The organism is Pseudophaeobacter flagellatus (assembly GCF_021228235.1).
GTDB lineage: Bacteria > Pseudomonadota > Alphaproteobacteria > Rhodobacterales > Rhodobacteraceae > Pseudophaeobacter > Pseudophaeobacter flagellatus.
In genome coordinates this window covers 96,422-116,003 of sequence record NZ_JAJQRG010000008.1, presented here as the reverse complement: position 1 = coordinate 116,003, position 19,582 = coordinate 96,422, and the positions used below count along the sequence as shown (strand labels likewise).

The following is a 19,582-nucleotide window of genomic DNA, read 5'->3' as shown; positions in this document are numbered from 1 at the left end:
CATCCTGCGGATCCGCCCCTCAATTGTCCAGCCTTGTCACCGCCCCCACATTATAGCTGGGCGCTGGGACGGGCCTTGATCGCCGCATACCAGGCCAAGCTGGCGCTATTTCCTTCCGGAATACGCTGCTTGATCACACGGGCAAATTCAACAAAGACGAAGGCCGTAATATCCGCCAGGGTGAAGTCTTCGCCAGCCAGATAGGAGCTTTCCTTCAGACGCTCTTCCAATAGGGCGAAAAAGGCCTGAGTGCGCGCCTGTCCACGTGTCGCCAACTCGGGCAGCTGCGCATAGTTGTCGGGGCCGGGAATAGCGCGATCCTGAAAGGCGGGGTGGGTGTTGCGCAGTGTCTCGGCGATGGGCATGCCACCTTGCTGTTCGACAATGGCATTCCACATCAGCACCAGGCCCTTTTCATCGGCGGTGCGCCCCATCAGGGCAGGTTCAGGGGTATGGGCCTCCAGATATGCGGCAATCCCGAGGTTTTCTGTCAGCACCGTACCCGCATCCGTCACCAGCACCGGGATGGTGGCACGCGGGTTTACAGCAAGAAACGCCGCCCCCAGCTGTTCTCCCTTGGCGATAGAAATGTCGTGGCTTTCCGGCGCAAGATCTTTTTCTGCCAGAAACATCCGTGCCCGGCGCGGGTTTGGCGCGGTGGAACAATCGTAAAATATCATCAGCTGGCCTCCTTGGTTGCAGGCCAGCCTAAAGGGCTTTCTGGGCAAACCGCCAGCGTGACCAAACGTCCGACCGTGCCCTTGGTATCGCCCTCGACGCTTTAGGCGTCGCGACGATAGATAAAGCAACGCCCCGCGACCGCTTCGGAAGGCAGGGGCATTTCGCGCAGCGCGTCAAAATACATCTGGTCCGAAGAAACCATCAAACCACCCACCGCCAAGAGCGGCTCTACCAGAGGTGAGATAAGCCGAGCGAAAGCATCGTTCTTGTCCCGGTTATGGCCGCCCAGATCCGCGTGAATGAGGCTGGCCGTCGCGCCAAACCGCTTTAGCGCCTCTGGCAGGGTTTCACGCACATCGCCCAGGAGGACGCGATCTTCTGGCGGGGTGCTGTCAGGATGCGAGGCAACAGCGCGTTCAAAGACGTACAGATCCCGCCCCGTCACATTGTGCTTCATGTGATGATAGGTGCGCCCGTTGCCCAGGCCCAGTTCGAATACCGGCCCCGAAAGGGATGCCGTCTCGCGGATGCCAAAATCCAGACAGGCGCGTTGCGACACCATGCGATCAATAAAAAGGTCAAGTCGAGTGATCATGGCAGGTCTCCTTTGGGCAGCTGATGGTGCCGGGTGATCTTGGCGGTGCTCCAGCCCGCCACATACACGCCCTGCCTGTCAGATCTTGGCACAAATGTGTAGCACTTGCCGCAGAACACCGTCAGCACAGGACAATATTGTGTCCCTAGGGTGCCGCTGCATCAGTTTTCACCCCGCAACACCTTTGTTTGGCAAATGGGATTTGACTAGACCGTCGCCACCGCGCCATGGTGAAGCCAAAAACAACCGAACAAGACGGGACCGTTATGACAGGGACATCACATCACGGCAGGCGGCGCTGAATGGTGCCTTTACTTTCTGTAAGAAACCTTACCATCGGCTTTGGCAAGGGTGACCCTGTCGTGCGTGATGTCAATTTTGATGTCGCCGAGGGTGAAACCCTAGCACTGGTTGGCGAGAGCGGCTCCGGGAAAACCGTGAGCTGCCGCGCGGTGCTGCGTGTTCTGCCCAAGGTTGCCCAGATCCGCAGCGGCAGCATCACCTTTCGCGATGGTGCGAACACGACTGATTTGGTTACCCTGCCCGAACGCGCCATGCGGAATTTGCGCGGCAATCAGATTTCGATGATCTTTCAGGAACCAATGCGCTCTTTGTCGCCGCTGCACCGCATTGGCAACCAGGTGGTAGAGGTGCTCTGGCTGCATGGCCGCAAAAGCGAGACCAGCGCCAAGAAAGAGGTGCTTGCCTGTTTTGACCGCGTCGGCTTTCCCGATCCCGAACGCACCTATAGTTCCTATCCGTTTGAACTGTCCGGCGGGATGCGACAGCGGGCGATGATCGCCATGGCCATGGTGGCCAAGCCCAAACTGCTGATCGCGGATGAACCCACGACGGCGCTGGATGTGACCACACAGGCGCAGGTTCTGGGCCTGATGAAGGAATTGCAACGCGATACCGGCATGGCAATGATCCTGGTCACCCATGACCTGGGCGTGGTTGCCAATATGGCGGAACAGGTAGTGGTGATGCACAAGGGCCGGGTGATGGAATCCGGCGCAGCCGAACCGCTGCTCTCTGCCCCGGCCCATGCCTATACCCGCGCGCTGATGAAGGCGGCGCCGCAGATTCCCGCCAATGCCACGCCCAAACCGATAGAGCCCGCCACCGACCTGATTCTGGAAATGAACAACGTTTCAAAGACCTATAGCATGCGGGCAGGCAAGGGCTGGAAGGCCCCCAGCCTTATCTATGCCTGCCGCGGCATTGATCTGCATCTGCCGCGCGGCAAGACCCTGGCCATTGTCGGCGAGAGCGGATCGGGCAAGACCACCGCCGCGCGCATTGCCCTGGGTGCCGAGCCGCCTGATCAGGGCGGGCAGGTGCTGTTTCGGGCGACCAAGGGTGCAGATCCTATTGAGGTTCACCAGATGGACCGCACCGCGCGCACCGCCTTTCAGCGCGAGGCACAGATGGTGTTTCAGGATCCCTATTCCTCGCTCAGCCCAAGGATGCGGATTTTTGATACCATGGTTGAACCGCTGGAAATCCACCGCATTGGCAGCCGCGCAGAACAGCGCGACAAGGCCGCCGAGATGCTGCAGATGGTTGGCCTTGAGCGGGATATGCTACAGCGCTATCCGCATGCCTTTTCTGGTGGCCAACGCCAGCGGCTGTCGATTGCCCGCGCCCTGATGCTGGATCCTTCGCTGCTGGTCTGCGACGAGCCCACCTCAGCGCTGGATGTTTCGGTGCAGGAACAGATCCTGCGCCTGTTGGAAAAGATCCGCGACCAGAAGCAGCTTTCATATCTGTTTATCAGTCATGATCTTGCCGTGGTGGCACGGATCGCCGACGAAGTGGCGGTCATGCGCCGGGGGCTGGTGGTCGAACAGGCCAGCCCTGAAACTCTGTTTTACAACCCGCAACACCCCTACACTAAGGCGCTAATTGCGGCTCAGCCCGAACCTGACATTCATCGCCCCATTGATCTTGATCTGGTGGCGCAGGGGGCTGGCAGCCCGGAAAAATGGCCAGAACGTTTTCGCTTCGCAGGCTATGAAGCACCGCCGCTGGTGCCGTTGGAGCCCGGACACAAGGTACGCTGTCATGTTTAAGCCAAGCCTCACCCAAGCCCGTAAATTTGCCAGGTCTCTGGCCTGCTCTGTCGCCGCTGCGGCCTTGACGCTGACGACAGGCGCAGCTGCGGCTGGCCCCAGCTTTGTAGAAAGCAGTTTCTGGCAGACTGAAGTGGACGCGGGCCACCTGCCCCCAGTGTCTGAACGGCTGCCCCATATCCCGCTGATTGTGGATCTTGCCGCCAAGGGCCGCAGCTTTGGTCACCAGGGCGGTACGCTTAACACCATGGTCACCCGCTCCAAGGACATCCGCCAGATGGTTGTCTACGGCTATGCCCGGCTGGTGGGCTATAGCGAAGACTACCAGCTGCAACCCGATATCCTGCATAGTTTTGAGAATGTCGGCAACAGGCGCTTCACCCTGAGGCTGCGCCCGGGTCACCGCTGGTCCAGTGGCGATCCCTTTACCTCTGCCGATTTTGAATATTGGTGGAAGGATATCGCCAATAATCCGCTGCTCAGCCCCGCTGGCCCACCTGATTTTCTCTATGTAGATGGAAGCCTACCCCGGGTGAGCTTCCCGGATGAGACCACGGTGATCTATGAATGGGACCAGCCCAATCCGCAGTTCTTGCAAAACCTGGCCCAGGCACGCCCGCCCTTTATCTATCGCCCCTCGGCCTATCTGAAGCAGTTTCACGCCGACTACACCGATGCCAACAGCCTGGCCGCTGAAGTCGACTATGCCCGCGTCAAAAGCTGGGCAGCGCTGCACAACAAATATGACAACATGTACAAATACGATAATCACGAGCTGCCCACCCTGCAGCCCTGGATCAATGCCACCGCCGGCAAGCGGATCCGCCATCAGTTTGTGCGTAACCCCTACTACCATAGAGTGGACAGTAAGGGCGTGCAGCTGCCCTATATCGACACTGTCGAAATGGAAATCGTTGCAGGTGGGCTGGTGGCGGCAAAATCCAACGCGGGCCAGGCCGACCTGCAGGCGCGCGGGCTGGGCTTTCGGGACATCCCGATCCTGCGCAAGGGCGAAAAAGACGGCGGCAATTACCAGACCTATCTTTGGGGCACCGGCGCGGCTTCGCAGATTGCGATCTACCCCAACCTGAATATCAAGGACCCGGTCTGGCGCAGGGTGCTGCGCGATGTGCGGGTGCGCCGGGCGCTGTCGCTTTCGATCAACCGCGCGGCCATCAACAGGGCGCTCTATTTCAAACTGGCCAAGCCTGGCGCCATGACCGTGCTGGAACAAAGCCCGTTTTTTGACCCGGTGCTGCGTGAATCCTGGGCCTCATTCGACCCGGAACTGGCCAACCAGTTGCTGGATGAAGCCGGGCTTACGGAAAAAGACGGCTATGGCATCCGTATCCTCCCCGATGGCCGCCGGATGGAACTGGTGGTGGAAACCGCCGGCGAGCGGCAAGAGGTTGAAAATGCGCTGCAAATCATCACGGATGACTGGAACGATGTAGGCGTCAAACTGGTGATGCGTCCGCTGGATCGGGATATTTTGCGCAACCGGGTGTTTTCCGGCACCACCATGGCTTCGGTCTGGTACGGCTGGGACAACGGCCTGCCACAAAACCATACCTCTCCGGCCTATCTGGCGCCGACAGATCAGGTGTTTCTCGCCTGGCCCAAATGGGGTCAATATTACCAAACCAACGGGACCTCTGGTGAAGCGCCTGACATGGCCCCCCCCCAGCGTTTGCTGTCACTGTTGCACGACTGGGAAACCGCCGAGGATGACACCGACCGCGCAACCGCCTGGCGCCAGATGCTCAAGATCCATGCCGAACAGGTCTACGGCATCGGCATTATCTCGGCGGCACCGCAGCCGGTGGTCGTGTCAAACCGGTTACGAAATGTGCCAAAACGCGCCATCTGGGCCTGGGAACCCGGTGCCCATTTTGGCATCTACCGCCCTGATGAGTTCTTCTTTCAGGATGGTGAGAGCTGATGCCAATTCTGCGCTACGCCCTCTATCGCTTCGGCACCATGCTGCTGACGCTCTGGGTGGTTTCCATTCTGGTGTTTGCCATCATCAACCTGCCGCCGGGGGACTATCTGTCCAACCAGATTGCTGAACTGCGCGCCAGCGGCCAATCAGCCGGTGTGGCCAAGGCCGAATTTCTGCGCGGCGAATATGCCTTGGATAAACCTCTCTGGCAGCAATATTTCATCTGGGTTGGCTTTTTGCCGGGGCCACATGGGTTTTCCGGCTTGCTGCAGGGCAATTTTGGCTGGTCCTTTGAGTTTGACAGTCCCGTGGCCGAAATTGTCGGCGACAGTCTCTGGCTGACCGTATTGGTCAATCTGGCTGCCGTTGTCTTTGTCTACGTCGTGGCCCTGCCCCTGGGCGTGCTAGCGGCAGCACGGGCGCGCAGTTGGGTGGACTACACCTCGGCCTTTGTTGGCTATCTCGGCTTGGCCACACCCAACTTTCTGCTGGCGCTAATCCTGTTTTACTATGGCCACCGTTGGTTTGATCTGCCTATTGGCGGGCTTATGGACCCCACCTTTGAAGGTCTGCCGATGAGTTGGGAGAAGGTCAAATCCATCCTCATCCACCTGATTGTGCCAACCTTCGTGATTGGCACCTCTGGGGCATCGGCAATGATGCAGCGACTGCGGGCCAATATGCTGGACGAGCTGGGCAAACCCTATGTGGAAACGGCCGTGGCCAAGGGCATGTCACCAACCAGGATGCTGGCAAAATACCCGCTGCGGGTGGCCTTCAATCCCTTTGTTGCCGATATTGGCAACCTGCTGCCGGCAATGATTTCCGGCTCGGTGCTGGTTTCGGTTGTTCTGGGGCTGCAAACCATCGGCCCCACCCTGCTGACTGCACTCAAGACGCAGGACATGTTCCTGTCCGGATTTGTCCTGATGTTTGTGGCACTGCTGACCCTGATAGGAACGATGATTTCCGATGTCCTGCTGGTACTCTTGGATCCCCGCATTCGATATGAGGGGCGCAAAGCATGACCCAATTACCTGATGGACGCTTTGTAGACGACGCCCCCTATGATCCCGACGCCGCCCTGCAAGAGTTGGAGCGCAAGGATCTGGACGCCCCCAATTGGGTGCTGATCTGGCGCAAGTTCAAGACCCACCGGCTTGGCCTTATTTCCGGTGCCTTCTTGTTGATCTGCTATCTGCTGCTGCCGGTGATTGGCTTTATCGCGCCCTATGTCCCGAACCAGCGCCTAAGCGAGCATCTCTACGCACCACCGCAATCCATCAATCTGTTTCATGAGGGCGAATTCATTGGCCCCTTCATCTACCCGATGACATCCAAAGCCGATCTGGAGACATTTCAATGGGTGTTCAAACCGGATCTCGACACTCCGCGCAAATTGGATTTTTTCTGCGAGGGTAAGACCTATCACATTGCCGGGCTGATCGCCTCTGACACCCATCTGTTCTGCGCCCCCAAGGGGGCAACGGTGTTCCTCTGGGGTTCTGATCGCCTGGGCCGCGACATCTTCAGCCGCATCCTCTATGGCGCGCAACTGTCGCTGACGGTTGGCCTGATCGGGATTTCGGTCTCCTTTGTTCTGGGGATCTTCTTTGGGTCTGTGGCGGGGTATTTCGGCGGCAGGATCGACTGGGGGATCAACCGGGTAATCGAAGTCCTGCGCTCGCTGCCAGAGCTGCCTCTCTGGCTGGCGCTTTCGGCGGCGGTGCCGTCGAACTGGTCGCCAGTGGCGGTGTTCTTCATCATCTCCATAATCCTAGGGATCCTGGATTGGCCGGGGCTGGCGCGCTCGGTTCGGGCCAAGTTCCTATCCCTTCGCGAAGAAGAATATGTGCGGGCCGCCGAAATGATGGGGGCCTCTTCTGGGCGGGTCATCCGCAAGCACCTGATCCCTAATTTCATGTCGCATCTCATTGCTTCGGCGACCCTGTCGATCCCGGCGATGATCTTGGGTGAAACCGCGCTGTCCTTCCTCGGGCTGGGGCTGCGCGCCCCCGCAGTCAGCTGGGGGGTGATGCTCAATGACGCGCAGAACCTCGCCTCAATCGAGATCTACCCCTGGACTGCAATCCCGATGCTGCCGATTATCATCGTGGTGCTGGCCTTCAACTTCTTTGGCGATGGGCTGCGCGACAGTCTCGACCCGTATCAGCAGTGAGCCTATCGCACCTCCCGCCCCTGCTCCCCGCACCGGGCAGCTATCACGTCACCGGAACGGGACGCTACACCAGCGCCTTCGCAGTGAGCGAACTCGCCAATGCCTGCTTTGCTGCGGTAGGCCAGCAACTGGCAGAGTTGATGCAGGCTGGCGGGCTCAGCCACGATCAGCAGTCCGTCACGGTGAACCAGCGCCTTGCGTCGCTCTGGTTTGGCTATAGTTTTGCCGCCCAGGGCTGGGACCTGCCAAGCCTATGGGATCCCATTGCCGGGAACTATCCCTGTGGCAATGGCTGGATCCGCCTGCACACCAACCTGCCACACCACCGCGCCGCCGCCCTCAAAGTGCTCGACTGTGCCGCAGACCCCACTGCGGTCGCGGCGGCTGTTGCGGCCTGGGACGGCGAGACCCTGGAGCAAGAAGTAATCAAACAGCAGGGTGTCGCTGCCTATATGCGAAGCCGGGCCCAGTGGTTGGCCCATCCGCAGGGTCGCAGTGTTGCCCGGGAGCCTCTGGTTCACTGGGACGCGCCACGCCGCGTCACCCTGCGCCCGCGCCCCAAGGCCTCTGCCTCACGCCCTCTGGCAGGGCTGCGGGTGTTGGATCTGACACGGGTATTGGCCGGACCAATTGCCACTCGTACCCTGGCGGGTTTTGGTGCCGAGGTGTTGCGGATAGACCCTCCTGGCTGGGATGAACCCGGTGTCATACCCGACATTTCTCTGGGCAAGACAATGACCTGCCTTGATCTGCGAGACCAAACGGATAGGCACAGATTCGAAGAGCTACTGGCACAGGCCGATGTTCTTGTGCATGGCTACCGTCCCGGCGCGCTGGATAGCTTGGGCTATACAGGGACAACCCGCACAGCGCTGGCCCCAAACTGCATCGAGGTGTCCCTCAATGCCTATGGCTGGAGTGGCCCCTGGGCGCAGCGGCGCGGCTTTGACAGCCTAGTACAGATGAGTGCCGGGGTCGCAAAGGCAGGAGCGCAGTGGGCCGAAACGGACAGACCAACTCCACTGCCCGTCCAGGCGCTGGATCACGCCACCGGCTACATGATGGCGGCGGCCGTGCTGCGGGCGCTAAAATCTGCAGTGCTGGAAAATCGCGCCGCCAGCGCGCGTTTATCCCTGGCGCGAATGGCAGAGCAGCTGGCTCAAACGCCGCATCACCTCGACAGTCCAGCGCTTCATGCGGCAGAGGCAGACGACTATGCGCGCGAGATCGAAAACAGCACCTGGGGGCCCGCGCGGCGCTTGAAACCAGCCCTGCAGGTCGGTGGGACCCAGATGCATTGGGATCGCCCGGCCCAGGCCTGCGGCAGCGCCCCGGCCCGCTGGTCAACAGCCTAAAGCAGACCTCTCCTTAGATCCACCAGCCTTGCAGGCAGCGCCCGCCGGGCCTCTGGCCCGGCGCCCGGCCCAACGCCAAAACGAGGCGCGTCAGCGGATCGGATTGGGGGCGGGAGCCCCCTTGTTTCATCTCTCATATCAGGGCGACAGTGTTTCGCGTTTAATCGCGCCGCATCTCCCATCACCGAACGCAGGCCCCATCAACGCGCCTCCTGCGCTGTCTTGCGGTCCCGACCGGCCCTAGCGGTCGTCGCCAGCGCCATTGACATCCATGATGTCTTCATCAATTGCCGCCTGCACCCCACCTGCAATGGCTTCCCGCTTGTGCTGCGGGATGTCGTCCGCCTGATCCTCGGCCAGCCGTACCGTGACTTCGCGATGGGCAAATTTGATGCCTTCGCGGGCAAAGAGCTCGCGGATATCCTGGTAGACCCGCTTGCGTATCAACCACTGATCTCCCGGTTTGGTCATGAATTTGACCCGGATGATCATCGCGGAATCCTGCATTTCGATGACCCCCTGCGATTTCAGCGGCTGCATGAAGCTGTCGCCGATCACCGGATCGCTCAGCAAGTCGTTGCCCAGCTTCTTGATCATCTTGCGCACCTTGTCGACATCGGTGTCATAGGTCACCCGCAGCGGCAGTTTCATCATCACCCAATCGCGCGAATAGTTGCTCAGCACCTTGATTTCACCAAAGGGAATGGTGTGCAGCGCGCCCAGGTGATGGCGCAACTGGAACGAACGCACTGAGATTTTTTCCACCGTGCCTTTGACCTCGCCGATGTCGATATATTCCCCTTTGCGGAAGGCATCATCCATCAAAAAGAAGGCCCCCGAAAAGATATCACGCACCAGCGTCTGCGACCCAAAGCCAACCGCCAGACCAACCACACCAGCACCTGCAAACAGCGGGCTGACATTGATCCCAAGTTCCATCAGCACGATCAGCACAACCGCGACCACAACCACGGCCAAGATGACCCCACGAAACAGCGGCAACAGGGTCGCCAGACGGCTCGCCCCGCCATGGCCACCTTCGTCGCCCAGTTCGGCCTCTTGCACATCGCCGGTTTCTTCCTGGATCTTGCTATCGATCCAAATCCGCGCCGCGTGATAGACAATATAGCCCAGAAAGAAGATCACGATCACATCAAAGGCGCTTTCCGCCGCGCTTGTCTTCATCCATTTGGCTTCTGGGTTCCAGACCAGGACAAGCGCATAAGCCCCGACCAAAAAGGACAGGATCCCGGCGACTCGGCGGGCCAGATCTTCAATACTGGCAATCGGGTGGCGCTGCCCCTCGGACATCGCCTGGATTTCACCCTCTGAAATCTCCGCCTCTGCGTTCTCGGCCGCAACTTCTGGGTCGTGGGCCAGCTTCGCTTGACTGCGCCGCCCATAGGCCTCGATCCCGTAGTTGATAACGCCATAGACCACCAGAATGGAGGTCAGCACCATATAGGTCCCAGCCATCAACGGCATCGACATTTCGCGCTCTAGCACCAGATCGAATGCCAGGTTGAGCCAGCCAAAAATGACATAGATGACAAGAGCAGGTGCCCAGAGTATCGACAGCACGCGCAGCAACCAGGAGCAGTCCTCCTTGGGGCGACCCGCCCGGATCCCATTACTGATGGCGCGGGCGTTGACGGCAATCAGGACCAGGCTGCCCAGGGTGCCAACCAGGGCCAGGATGCCAGAGACTAGCGCATAAACATTATAGTTCAGGCCAAAATCGCCAACCCAGGTGGCAAAGACCAGCGAAAAGACATCATAGGTCGCCAGCAACGACGCCGAAATGTAAAGTCGCTTTGCATCGCGATCCGAGAAAACCGGCATTCGGTATTGGCTCAGATAGGGCGACAGGACCATGCGCCACAGGTCCGATACCGTGCGTGAAACGAAGAAGGCGGTATAGATCGCGGTCACGGTGAATTCGATCGAACTGTCGCCCGAGGCACCAAAGATCAGATAAGAAACCGCAAGGGCAAAAACCATTGCAAAGAGCGTGCCGCCAACCCCCATCAGGAATCGGAAGACCAGGAAGGGCATCTTTTCGTAGTAGCCTTCCGGTTGCGCCTTGATCCGAGCCTGGACATAGCGTTTGGCTATCCGCTTGCCGTAGATTTCCACCGACAGCCAGCGCCCGATCATCAAGAACAGCAGGCTCCAGCCCAGGACCTCTACATAGGTCATGATGCGGCCATCCGGGCTGGTCTGGCGCAGGATATAGTTCATCTCAAATATCGAATAGGGCAACGCCTCTAGCCGACTGCGCAACTCCTGCCGGAAGGATTGCAGCTCCGACTGCGCCTTCATCAAGGATGAGGCGCCCTCCATCGACGGTCTGCTCGCCCCGGTGCTGGGCGGTGTCTCGCCTGTTCCGGTCAGCCTGCCACTGCCATCGACGATGATCACCCCAAGGCCGCTTTCTGTTGCCAGTTCAACCGCGCGCGCCACCGGATCGGCTGGATCGCTCGCCGCCGCTGCGCCACCTTCTATTGCCGTGGCTGGCTGCTGTGCGTGCACGCCCTGCGCCCCCAAACTCGCTGCAGACCAAAGCAGCAGAAATAAACAAATAGCACGCAAAAGACGGTTAATCATGGCAGGCAAACTCCAAATACAAGGCCATCAGGCTAGCCTCTCCGCCGCGCCGTCGCAATCGGACAGATCTATTTCTCAACCAGAGGCACCAACGGTTGCAGGCAAGACACTCTGCCCTTTTGCGTCATGTACTGCCCCGCACTCTGTCCACAGCCGGGCCTGCCCCTAGGGCCGCTGTGAACTGCCGATTTGTCTTCTGCGGGCCATATCGCTGCAAAATCACACGGGAAACAGGGTAATGCCCTTGATCTTAGCACCTTCCTATTGCACCACCCCTAGGGAGTACACCTGCAGGCTGGCCCATGATTTCCACCAACGACAGCTCCTCTGAGCTAGATCATCTTCAACGCGGCCCCCGGGTTATGCTATATAGCCATGACACCTTTGGCCTGGGTCATCTGCGGCGCTCGCGCGCCCTGGCCGGGGCGATTACTGCGGCGGATCCTACCGCCTCGGCCTTGATCCTGACCGGGTCACCGGTGGCAGGGCGGTTTGCCTTTCCCAGCCGGGTCGACCATATGCGCCTTCCTGGGGTAATCAAACGATCCGACGGCAGCTATGCGTCGCGCACCATGGGGATGAGCATCGAGGAAACCACCGCCCTGCGCAGTGGGCTGATCCGTTCCATGGCCCAGCAATACGACCCCGATGTGCTGATCGTCGATAAAGAGCCCACGGGCTTTCGCGGTGAATTGCTGCCCGCGCTGGAGCTATTGTCGCAGAAGGGGCACAGCAAGCTGGTACTGGGGCTGCGTGATGTGCTGGACGAGCCAGAGGTGCTGGCCGAGGAATGGGCCCGCAAAGAGGCCATCGCCGCAACGGAGCAGTTTTACGACGAGATCTGGATCTATGGGCTGGCCTCGATCTATGACCCAACCAAGGGCTTGGCGCTCAGCCCTCTGGTGCGCGATCGGATGCATTGGACTGGCTATCTGCGCCGGGATCTTGGCCCGCTGGATACCCCGCCAGAACAGCCCTATGTGCTGATCACCCCCGGCGGTGGCGGCGATGGGGCAATGATGGTGGATCTGGTGCTGTCAGCCTATGAACAGGACCCCGACCTGGCGCCCCGTGCGGTGCTGGTCTACGGGCCGTTCCTGTCAGGCGAAACCCGAGAAGCATTTGAAACCCGTGTCGAGGCGCTGCAGGGTCGGGTGACCACGGTGGGGTTTGAATCCCGTATAGAAACCCTGTTTTCCGGCGCGCAGGGCGTGGTCTGCATGGGCGGCTACAACACCTTTTGCGAGGTGCTGTCCTTTGACAAGCCCGCCGTCATCGTGCCCCGCACCACACCGCGCCTGGAACAATGGATCCGCGCCAGCCGTGCCGAAGAACTGGGCCTGGTATCCATGCTGGATGAGCGCCGCGATGGCTGGACCCCTGCTGCCATGACCAAGGCCATTCGCGCACTGGCGACACAGAAGCAACCGTCACAGGCCTTTTCCAGCGGGTTGTTGGATGGGTTGGACTGCGTCACCAAGCGGGTCTCTGCCCTGTTGCAGGATCTGCCGCGAAAGGTTGCAGAATGACCGTAGCAAATCCCCCCCTTGCCGTGCTGGTTAAAGGCTGGCCGCGCCTCTCCGAGACCTTTATCGCCCAGGAACTGGTCGCGCTGGAAGAGGCAGGTCTGACCTTTGAAATCTGGTCCCTGCGCCACCCAACCGATGTAAAGCGCCACCCCCTGCATGACCGTTTGCAGGCGCGGGTACGCTATCTGCCCGAATATCTCTATCAGGAACCGACCCGCGTCTGGCAGGCCCGCACCGCTGCCCAGGCGCTGCCCGGCTACGCCGAGGCCTATCGCATCTGGCGGGCCGACCTGCGCCGCGATCCCAGCCGCAATCGCATCCGCCGCTTTGGCCAGGCCTGCGTCTTGGCCGCCGAAGCCCCCGCCGAGGTACTCGGGTTCTACGCGCATTTTCTGCACACCCCGGCCTCGGTGGCGCGCTATACCGCCATCATGTGCGGGCTGCCCTGGAGCTTCTCTGCCCATGCCAAGGACATCTGGACCTCCCCTGATTGGGAGATTTCGGAAAAGCTGTCCAGCCAGCATCACGGTGCCACCTTTGGCGCCACCTGCACCGCTTTTGGCGCCCGTCACTTGCAGCAGATGTCGGATGATCCGGCCCGGATTGATTTGATCTATCACGGGCTTGATCTGACCCGGTTCCCCAAACCACCGCAACGTCAGTGGCGGCAGGCGCAGGATCCGCTCAAACTGATGTCAGTGGGCCGCCTGGTCGAAAAAAAGGGCTTTGACCGCCTGATCGCTGCACTCGCGCTCCTCCCGGCAGAGCTGGACTGGCACTGGGTTCATATCGGTGGTGGCGATCTTGGCAATCAGTTGCAGGATATGGCCAGACAGGCCGGGATCGCGCAGCGTATTACCTGGCGCGGCGCCTGCGATCAGCCCGAAGTCATCGCCGAAATGCGCGCCAGTGATCTCTTTGTCCTGCCAAGCCGGGTCGCCGCCGATGGCGACCGCGACGGTTTGCCCAATGTACTGATGGAGGCGGCCTCGCAACTGCTGCCGATCCTATCGACGCCTGTTTCGGCCATTCCCGAATTCATCGTAAGCGGCACCCATGGGCTGCTCAGCAAGGATGACCCAGAGGCCCTGTCTGCCGCGATCCAGTCTTTGGCACAAGAACCGCAACAGGCCGCCACCATGGCCGAGGCAGCACTCCAGCGCCTGCGCCGCGACTTTGGCATGGATCCCGGCATTGCCCAGCTGGTGGCCCGCCTGGATGCCATGCTGCAGGGCTCATGACCGGCGCGGCGACAGCCACGCGGATTGCCTTTTATGCGCCGATGAAATCGCCGCGCCATCCGGTCCCTTCGGGTGATCGCGAAATGGCGCGCAATCTGATGGCCATCATCGCCGCCGTACCGCAGGCGGTTGTTGAGATTGATCTGGCCACCGAATTAAAGATCTTTGACAAACACGGCGATGCCGCGCTGCAGGCCAGGCTGCGCGCCAAGGCGACACAGGAAGTCTCCCGGCTGATCCAAGAGATGCCGCGCCTGGATCTCTGGGTGACCTACCATAACTATTACAAGGCCCCCGATCTGATTGGCCCGCAGGTCGCCCGTGCCCGTGGCATTCCCTATGTGCAGATCGAAAGCACCCGCGCCCTGCGGCGTCTCAAGGGCCCCTGGGCCGGCTTTGCCCAATCTGCCCATGACGCAGCCGATGCCGCCGACCTGATTTTCTATCTCACCGCCAATGATTTGATTACCCTGGAGCGCGAGCGCTATCACGATCAACAGCTGGAACTTCTGCCGCCCTTTTTGCCGATGGATCAACTGCCCGCCGCCAGCAGCCTGTCAGGGCCGATGCTCAGCGTCGGTATGATGCGCCCCGGCGATAAGCTCGCCTCTTACCAGATCATCGCGGACAGTCTGCGGGGCCTGGATGGCGACTGGCGGCTACAGATCGTCGGCGATGGTCCCGCCCGCGCCGATGTCGCGGCCCTGATGGCCCCCTTCGGCCACCGCGTCACCTTCCTCGGAGAGCTGTCTCGGGCGGATCTGGCGCAGGTCTACGCCGAGGCCAGCCTGTTTTTCTGGCCCGGCGTCAACGAGGCCTTTGGCATGGTCTACCTGGAAGCCCAGAGCCATGGTCTGCCAGTGGTGGCCCAGGATCGCCCCGGCATGCGCGATATTCTAGCCCCCGGAGTCTATCCCGACGTGGCCCAGGGGGCTGGGGCGCTGCGCCACCGATTGCAGACCCTGCTGCACAGTCAACAGCTACGCCTGGATCTTGGCACCCAAGCGCGCAAGATGATTGCCAAAACCCATCTGGCCCCCGCCGCCAGCCGCCGCTTTGGCGCAGCAACCGCCCGCCTTTTGAAGGAGCCGAGATGATCCGCCTTGCCCTTTTGCGCCATGGCCATACCGCCTGGAACCGCGCCGGACAGATCCAGGGCCGCAGCGATATTGCGCTGGACGATGCCGCCAGGGCCGAGCTGTCCAGCTTTGCCCTGCCCCCGCCTTGGGATCAGGCCGATCTCTGGTCCAGCCCGCTGTCGCGGGCGGTGGAAACCGCACAATTGATAACCGGGCAGATGCCGCAGACCTCCCCGGCCCTGACAGAAATGTTCTGGGGCGACTGGGAAGGCAAGAAAGGGCTGGAACTGAAGGCCGACCCGGACAGCGGCTTTCGTGATATCGAGCACTGGGGCTGGGACTATCGCCCCCCCGGTGGCGAAACCCCGGCAGAGGTCTGGAACCGACTGCAACCCTGGCTGGCCGGGCTGCAACGCGACACCGTCGCGGTCTGCCATATTGGTATCATGCGGATGATCCTGGCCCATGCCCATCACTGGGATTTCGACAGCCCAGCCCCCTTTCGAATAAAACGCAACCGGCTGTTTGTGGTTGAAATCGACGGCGCGCGCCTCACCCCTTGGGCAACGCCGGTGCGCCTGCTGAAGAGGCCCGCACCATGAAGGTGATGATTGTGGTCACCCACCTGCTGGGCACCGGCCATCTGGCGCGGGCGCTGACCCTAGGGCGGGCCTTTCAGGCCGCTGGTGATCAGGTGAAGATCGTCTCGGGCGGCTGCGCTGCGCCGCAGCTCGACACCTGCGAAATCCCCCTGCTGCAACTGCCGCCACTGCGCTCTGACGGGGTAAATTTCACCCGGTTGCTGACGCCGGAGAACGCCCTGGCCGATGACGACTATCACCTGATGCGCCAGGTGGCGCTCTGTGATGCGCTGCGCGCGATGCAACCTGATCTGCTGATCACCGAACTCTATCCCTTTGGCCGCCGCGCCCTGCGGGCTGAGTTCCGCGCCCTGCTCGCGGCAGCGCAACAGCTGCCCAAACGACCAAAGATCCTTGCCTCTATCCGCGACATCCTGGCACCGCCGTCAAAGCCGGAAAAGGCCATCAAGGCGGATGCGGTGATCGCAGAATTCTACGATGCCGTTCTGGTGCATTCCGATCCCCAGGCCACCCCGCTTGCGCTTAGCTGGCCGGTCTCGGGCATGCTGGCCGCCAAACTGCGCTACACCGGCTTTGTCGCCCCTGCGGCAGCTGGGCCACATCCAGAGGCAGCGGGGAGCGGCGAGGTTCTGGTCAGCGCAGGTGGAGGCAGTGTCGGAGACGAGATCTACCACTGTGCCCTGGCTGCTGCCCGGCTGATGCCGGACCAGCCCTGGCGCCTGCTGGTGGGTGGCAGTGACGCCGCCGAGCGAATCAAGGCCCTGTCCAGTTTGGGCTCACCCGCCCGGATCGAAGCCGCCCGCCCTGATTTTCGCCAGATGCTTTCACATGTGGCCGCCTCGGTCAGCATGTGCGGCTACAACACCGCGCTGGATCTGTTGCAGGCCAATACCCCTGCCGTAGTGATCCCCTTTGATGCAGGGCGCGAGGTCGAACAGGGGCTGCGCGCCCAGAGCCTGGAACCGCTGCCGGGCTTTGCCAGCCTGCGCACCGCCGATCTGACACCAGACCGCCTGGTTGCTGCGGTGCAAGCCGTGCAACAGGCGCCCCGCCGCGCGGCGGCTCAGTTTCAGTTTGACGGGGCGGCGCGCAGCGTCGAAATTGCCCATGACATAGTCCAGGATCAGACCCAGGATCATGCAGGAGCAAAGCCATGAGCCCGACACAGACCCCTGGTGCCACCCCTGACGGGACCCCGGATTGGACCCTAGACTGGGCCCCGCTCGACCAAGAGCTGCGCCACTGGCAGGCCGCCGGTCTGAAACTTCCGCTGTGGTGGCGCGACGATGATGCGATCGAACCAACGCCCCAGCTCGACCAGCTAAGCGCGCTGGCACAAAAGCTGACCCTGCCGGTGCATCTGGCCGTGATCCCGCGCGACGCCCAGCCCGCGCTTGCGGCCTATGTCGAGGCGCATCCCGAAGTGATCCCCCTGGTGCATGGCTGGGCCCATATCAGCCGGGCTGCCCCTGGAGACAAGAAGTGCGAATTCCCGCCGCAGCATCCGCTTGCGGGGTCTCTTGCCGAGATGGCCGAGGGGCTGGCGCGGCTAGAGGCGCTGTTTGGCCCCCGATTGCAGCCCATCTTTGTGCCCCCCTGGAACCGCATCGCGCCGGAGCTGCTGCCCTTGATGGCAGACCTCGGTTTCGCCGCAGTGTCGCGTTTCACCCCGCGCGCGCAGGCCTGGGCCGCCGCCGGGTTGGCACAGATCAACACCCACCTTGATCCGATCGACTGGAAGGGCAGCCGGTCTCTGGTTGCACCAGAACGCCTGATCAACCAGGTCAGCGACCAGTTGCGCGCCCGGCGATTGGATCAGGCGGACAACCGCGAACCCTATGGCATCCTCACCCACCATCTGGTGCATGACGCGGCCGTCTGGGATTTCACCGAGGCGCTGATCACGCGCCTGATGCAGGGGCCGGGGCAGATCTGGACCTTTGACAAAAAGGAAGATGAGAGATGAGCCGATTGGATTCCATGCTGCGCCGCTTTACCGCCCAGCGCGACGGGCTGAACTGGGCCGCCAGTGCAATTTCCGAGGTCGACGGTGATGTGCTGGACATGGGGCTTGGCAATGGCCGCACCTATGACCACCTGCGCGAGACCCTACCAGACCGCCGGGTCTGGGTCATCGACCGGGTGCTGCAATGCCATCCGTCCTGTGTGCCGCCCGAGGCGGATTTTCTGCAGGGCGAGGCGGTGCCGATGCTGGAGCGCCTCAAGGCTGAGGGCCACAAGATCGTGCTGGCCCATTATGATTTTGGCTTTGGCGTCAAGGAACAGGACGTGGCCGAGGCCGCAGCCATGTCACCAGTGATTGCCAGCGTCATGGCCAGGGGCGGCATTGTGGTCTCGGGACAGCCTCTGGTGGGATTTGAAGAGCTCAAAGGTCCAGAGGGCATTCCCGAAGGCCGCTACCTGTTTTACCGCGCCTGACACTGCGGCGGCCCCTACCAGAACATATTGCAGGGGGCCGCAGTTGCATGTGCCACGGGCACAAAGGTACTGGCTAGGCCACGCGCTGCCCACGCGCCCAGACGCCCCGCAGCGCCGGGGTGCCATCAATCAACTTGAAACGGATCATATCGGCGCGTTTGCCGATCTCCAGCCGCCCACGATCCGACAGCTCAACCGCGTCTGCCGGGGCCAGGGTCACAGTTGACAGACCGCGCGCCATATCGCCCCAGATTTGGCCCAGTTTCACGGCAGACATCAGCAGTGCCCCCGGAACATAGTCCGAGGAGATGATATCCAGCAGCTCCAGCTCTGCCAGCTCCTGCGCGGCGACATTGCCCGAATGAGATCCGCCGCGGATCAGATTGGGTGCCCCCATCATCACCTTGATGCCATGGGCATGGCAGGCGCGTGCGGCCTCTACCGTGGTTGGAAATTCAGCCAGATGAATGCCGTGCGCGGCTGAAGTTGCAACTTGGCTCGCCGTGGTGTCGTCGTGGCTGGCCAGCACTGCGCCAAAGCGGCGCGCGGCCTTGACGGCCTCCACCTCATGCAGGTCGCCGTATTGGTCCCGCAGGGCCTTCAGGTGGGTAACATGGGCCTGAAACCCAGCATCATCCAGCCCGTGTTTGCCTTTGACATAGGCCTCCAGTTTGGAGATGTCGCGAAACTGTCGCTGCCCCGGCGTATGATCCATAAGTGAGACCAGACCAACGCGATCCGCCTCATCAAACTCTGCCAGTTCTTCGACCAATGTATCCGAACAGACCTCGGCGCGCAGATGCAGGAAATGCGAAATCTTCAGGGCATCAGCTGACCGCAGGTCCAACAGCTCGGTTGCCAATCCACGCGCATAAGAGCCATAGCGGCTTTCTTTACGGCTGACCGAGCCCACCCGCATGGCATCAAACACGGTGGTGATCCCGGTGCCGACCAGCTCTGCGTCATGGGCCATGATGGCGGCGGCATGCGGCCAGTCCACCGAGGGGCGGGGCTGAATGTGGCGCTCCAGATTGTCGGTATGCAATTCAACCAAGCCTGGGCTCAGATAGTCGCCATCGCAGTCAATCGCGCCTGTCAGTACCGATGCGCCCGCACTGATATCGGCAATCTCTCCGCCATGGATTTTAACCTGTCCTCGCAGTGTTTCACTGGGCAGGACAAGGGTGGCATTGGCAAGGATCAGTTCATCTGTCATCTGAGCTTCACAACTTTCGGACTATAGGAACGGCCACGTATA

General features: G+C 61.1%; 16 protein-coding genes. 12 read left to right on the top strand and 4 right to left on the bottom strand.

The genetic code is table 11. The features are described from left to right. Window positions 1–50: 50 nt before the first annotated feature. Complete coding sequence (locus tag LRK71_RS15160; protein ID WP_232404667.1) at window positions 51–680, bottom strand: glutathione S-transferase family protein; 630 nt, start codon at window positions 678–680, stop codon at window positions 51–53. A gap of 101 nt (window positions 681–781) precedes the next feature. Then, window positions 782–1,276: a class I SAM-dependent methyltransferase gene (locus LRK71_RS15155; protein WP_232404666.1), complete on the bottom strand. Its 495-nt coding sequence runs from the start codon at window positions 1,274–1,276 to the stop codon at window positions 782–784. Window positions 1,277–1,578: 302 nt separating this feature from the next. On the opposite strand from LRK71_RS15155, the gene LRK71_RS15150 reads away from it, so the two are divergent. The 5 genes from LRK71_RS15150 to LRK71_RS15130 all read left to right on the top strand — a co-directional run bounded on the left by LRK71_RS15150 (window position 1,579) and on the right by LRK71_RS15130 (window position 8,827). Next, the gene (locus LRK71_RS15150) at window positions 1,579–3,351 is read left to right on the top strand and encodes an ABC transporter ATP-binding protein (protein ID WP_232404665.1); all 1,773 of its coding nucleotides are present in this window, start codon (window positions 1,579–1,581) and stop codon (window positions 3,349–3,351) included. Beyond that, a complete protein-coding gene (locus LRK71_RS15145) occupies window positions 3,344–5,293 on the top strand; it encodes an ABC transporter substrate-binding protein (RefSeq protein WP_232404664.1) in 1,950 nt (649 codons plus the stop codon). The genes LRK71_RS15150 and LRK71_RS15145 overlap by 8 nt, the downstream gene beginning before the upstream one ends. Further along, a complete protein-coding gene (locus LRK71_RS15140) occupies window positions 5,293–6,321 on the top strand; it encodes an ABC transporter permease (RefSeq protein WP_232404663.1) in 1,029 nt (342 codons plus the stop codon). The genes LRK71_RS15145 and LRK71_RS15140 overlap by 1 nt, the downstream gene beginning before the upstream one ends. Continuing rightward, window positions 6,318–7,472: an ABC transporter permease gene (locus tag LRK71_RS15135; RefSeq protein ID WP_232404662.1), complete on the top strand. Its 1,155-nt coding sequence runs from the start codon at window positions 6,318–6,320 to the stop codon at window positions 7,470–7,472. The genes LRK71_RS15140 and LRK71_RS15135 overlap by 4 nt, the downstream gene beginning before the upstream one ends. Before the next feature lie 83 nt (window positions 7,473–7,555). Next, window positions 7,556–8,827, top strand: coding sequence for a CoA transferase (locus tag LRK71_RS15130; protein ID WP_232404661.1), 1,272 nt, complete (start codon window positions 7,556–7,558; stop codon window positions 8,825–8,827). Window positions 8,828–9,067: 240 nt separating this feature from the next. Here the strand turns inward: LRK71_RS15130 and LRK71_RS15125 are convergent, their stop codons facing one another. After that, the gene (locus tag LRK71_RS15125) at window positions 9,068–11,434 is read right to left on the bottom strand and encodes a mechanosensitive ion channel family protein (protein ID WP_232404660.1); all 2,367 of its coding nucleotides are present in this window, start codon (window positions 11,432–11,434) and stop codon (window positions 9,068–9,070) included. Between the two features lie 302 nt (window positions 11,435–11,736). On the opposite strand from LRK71_RS15125, the gene LRK71_RS15120 reads away from it, so the two are divergent. The 7 genes from LRK71_RS15120 to LRK71_RS15090 are packed head-to-tail and all read left to right on the top strand — an operon-like array spanning window position 11,737 to window position 18,324. Further along, window positions 11,737–12,963, top strand: a complete 1,227-nt coding sequence (locus LRK71_RS15120; RefSeq protein WP_232404659.1) for a glycosyltransferase family protein — start codon at window positions 11,737–11,739, stop codon at window positions 12,961–12,963. Further along, on the top strand, window positions 12,960–14,204 hold the full coding sequence (locus LRK71_RS15115; protein ID WP_232404658.1) for a glycosyltransferase family 4 protein: 1,245 nt from the start codon (window positions 12,960–12,962) through the stop codon (window positions 14,202–14,204). The genes LRK71_RS15120 and LRK71_RS15115 overlap by 4 nt, the downstream gene beginning before the upstream one ends. After that, window positions 14,201–15,301, top strand: a complete 1,101-nt coding sequence (locus LRK71_RS15110) for a glycosyltransferase family 4 protein (RefSeq protein WP_232404657.1) — start codon at window positions 14,201–14,203, stop codon at window positions 15,299–15,301. Before LRK71_RS15115 ends, LRK71_RS15110 begins: the two co-directional genes overlap by 4 nt. After that, on the top strand, window positions 15,298–15,885 hold the full coding sequence (locus tag LRK71_RS15105; protein ID WP_232404656.1) for a histidine phosphatase family protein: 588 nt from the start codon (window positions 15,298–15,300) through the stop codon (window positions 15,883–15,885). Before LRK71_RS15110 ends, LRK71_RS15105 begins: the two co-directional genes overlap by 4 nt. After that, window positions 15,882–17,042 (top strand): glycosyltransferase family protein, encoded by a 1,161-nt coding sequence (locus LRK71_RS15100; RefSeq protein WP_232404655.1) that lies wholly within the window; start codon window positions 15,882–15,884, stop codon window positions 17,040–17,042. Before LRK71_RS15105 ends, LRK71_RS15100 begins: the two co-directional genes overlap by 4 nt. Continuing rightward, window positions 17,039–17,851, top strand: coding sequence for a polysaccharide deacetylase family protein (locus tag LRK71_RS15095; protein WP_232404654.1), 813 nt, complete (start codon window positions 17,039–17,041; stop codon window positions 17,849–17,851). Before LRK71_RS15100 ends, LRK71_RS15095 begins: the two co-directional genes overlap by 4 nt. Beyond that, window positions 17,848–18,324, top strand: coding sequence for a class I SAM-dependent methyltransferase (locus tag LRK71_RS15090; RefSeq protein ID WP_232404653.1), 477 nt, complete (start codon window positions 17,848–17,850; stop codon window positions 18,322–18,324). Before LRK71_RS15095 ends, LRK71_RS15090 begins: the two co-directional genes overlap by 4 nt. A 73-nt stretch (window positions 18,325–18,397) precedes the next feature. Here LRK71_RS15090 and LRK71_RS15085 read toward each other — a convergent pair whose 3' ends face one another. Then, window positions 18,398–19,540 carry an alpha-D-ribose 1-methylphosphonate 5-triphosphate diphosphatase gene (locus LRK71_RS15085; protein ID WP_232404652.1) on the bottom strand — a complete coding sequence of 381 codons (1,143 nt, stop codon included), beginning with the start codon at window positions 19,538–19,540 and terminating at the stop codon, window positions 18,398–18,400. Between the last annotated feature and the right edge of the window lie 42 nt (window positions 19,541–19,582).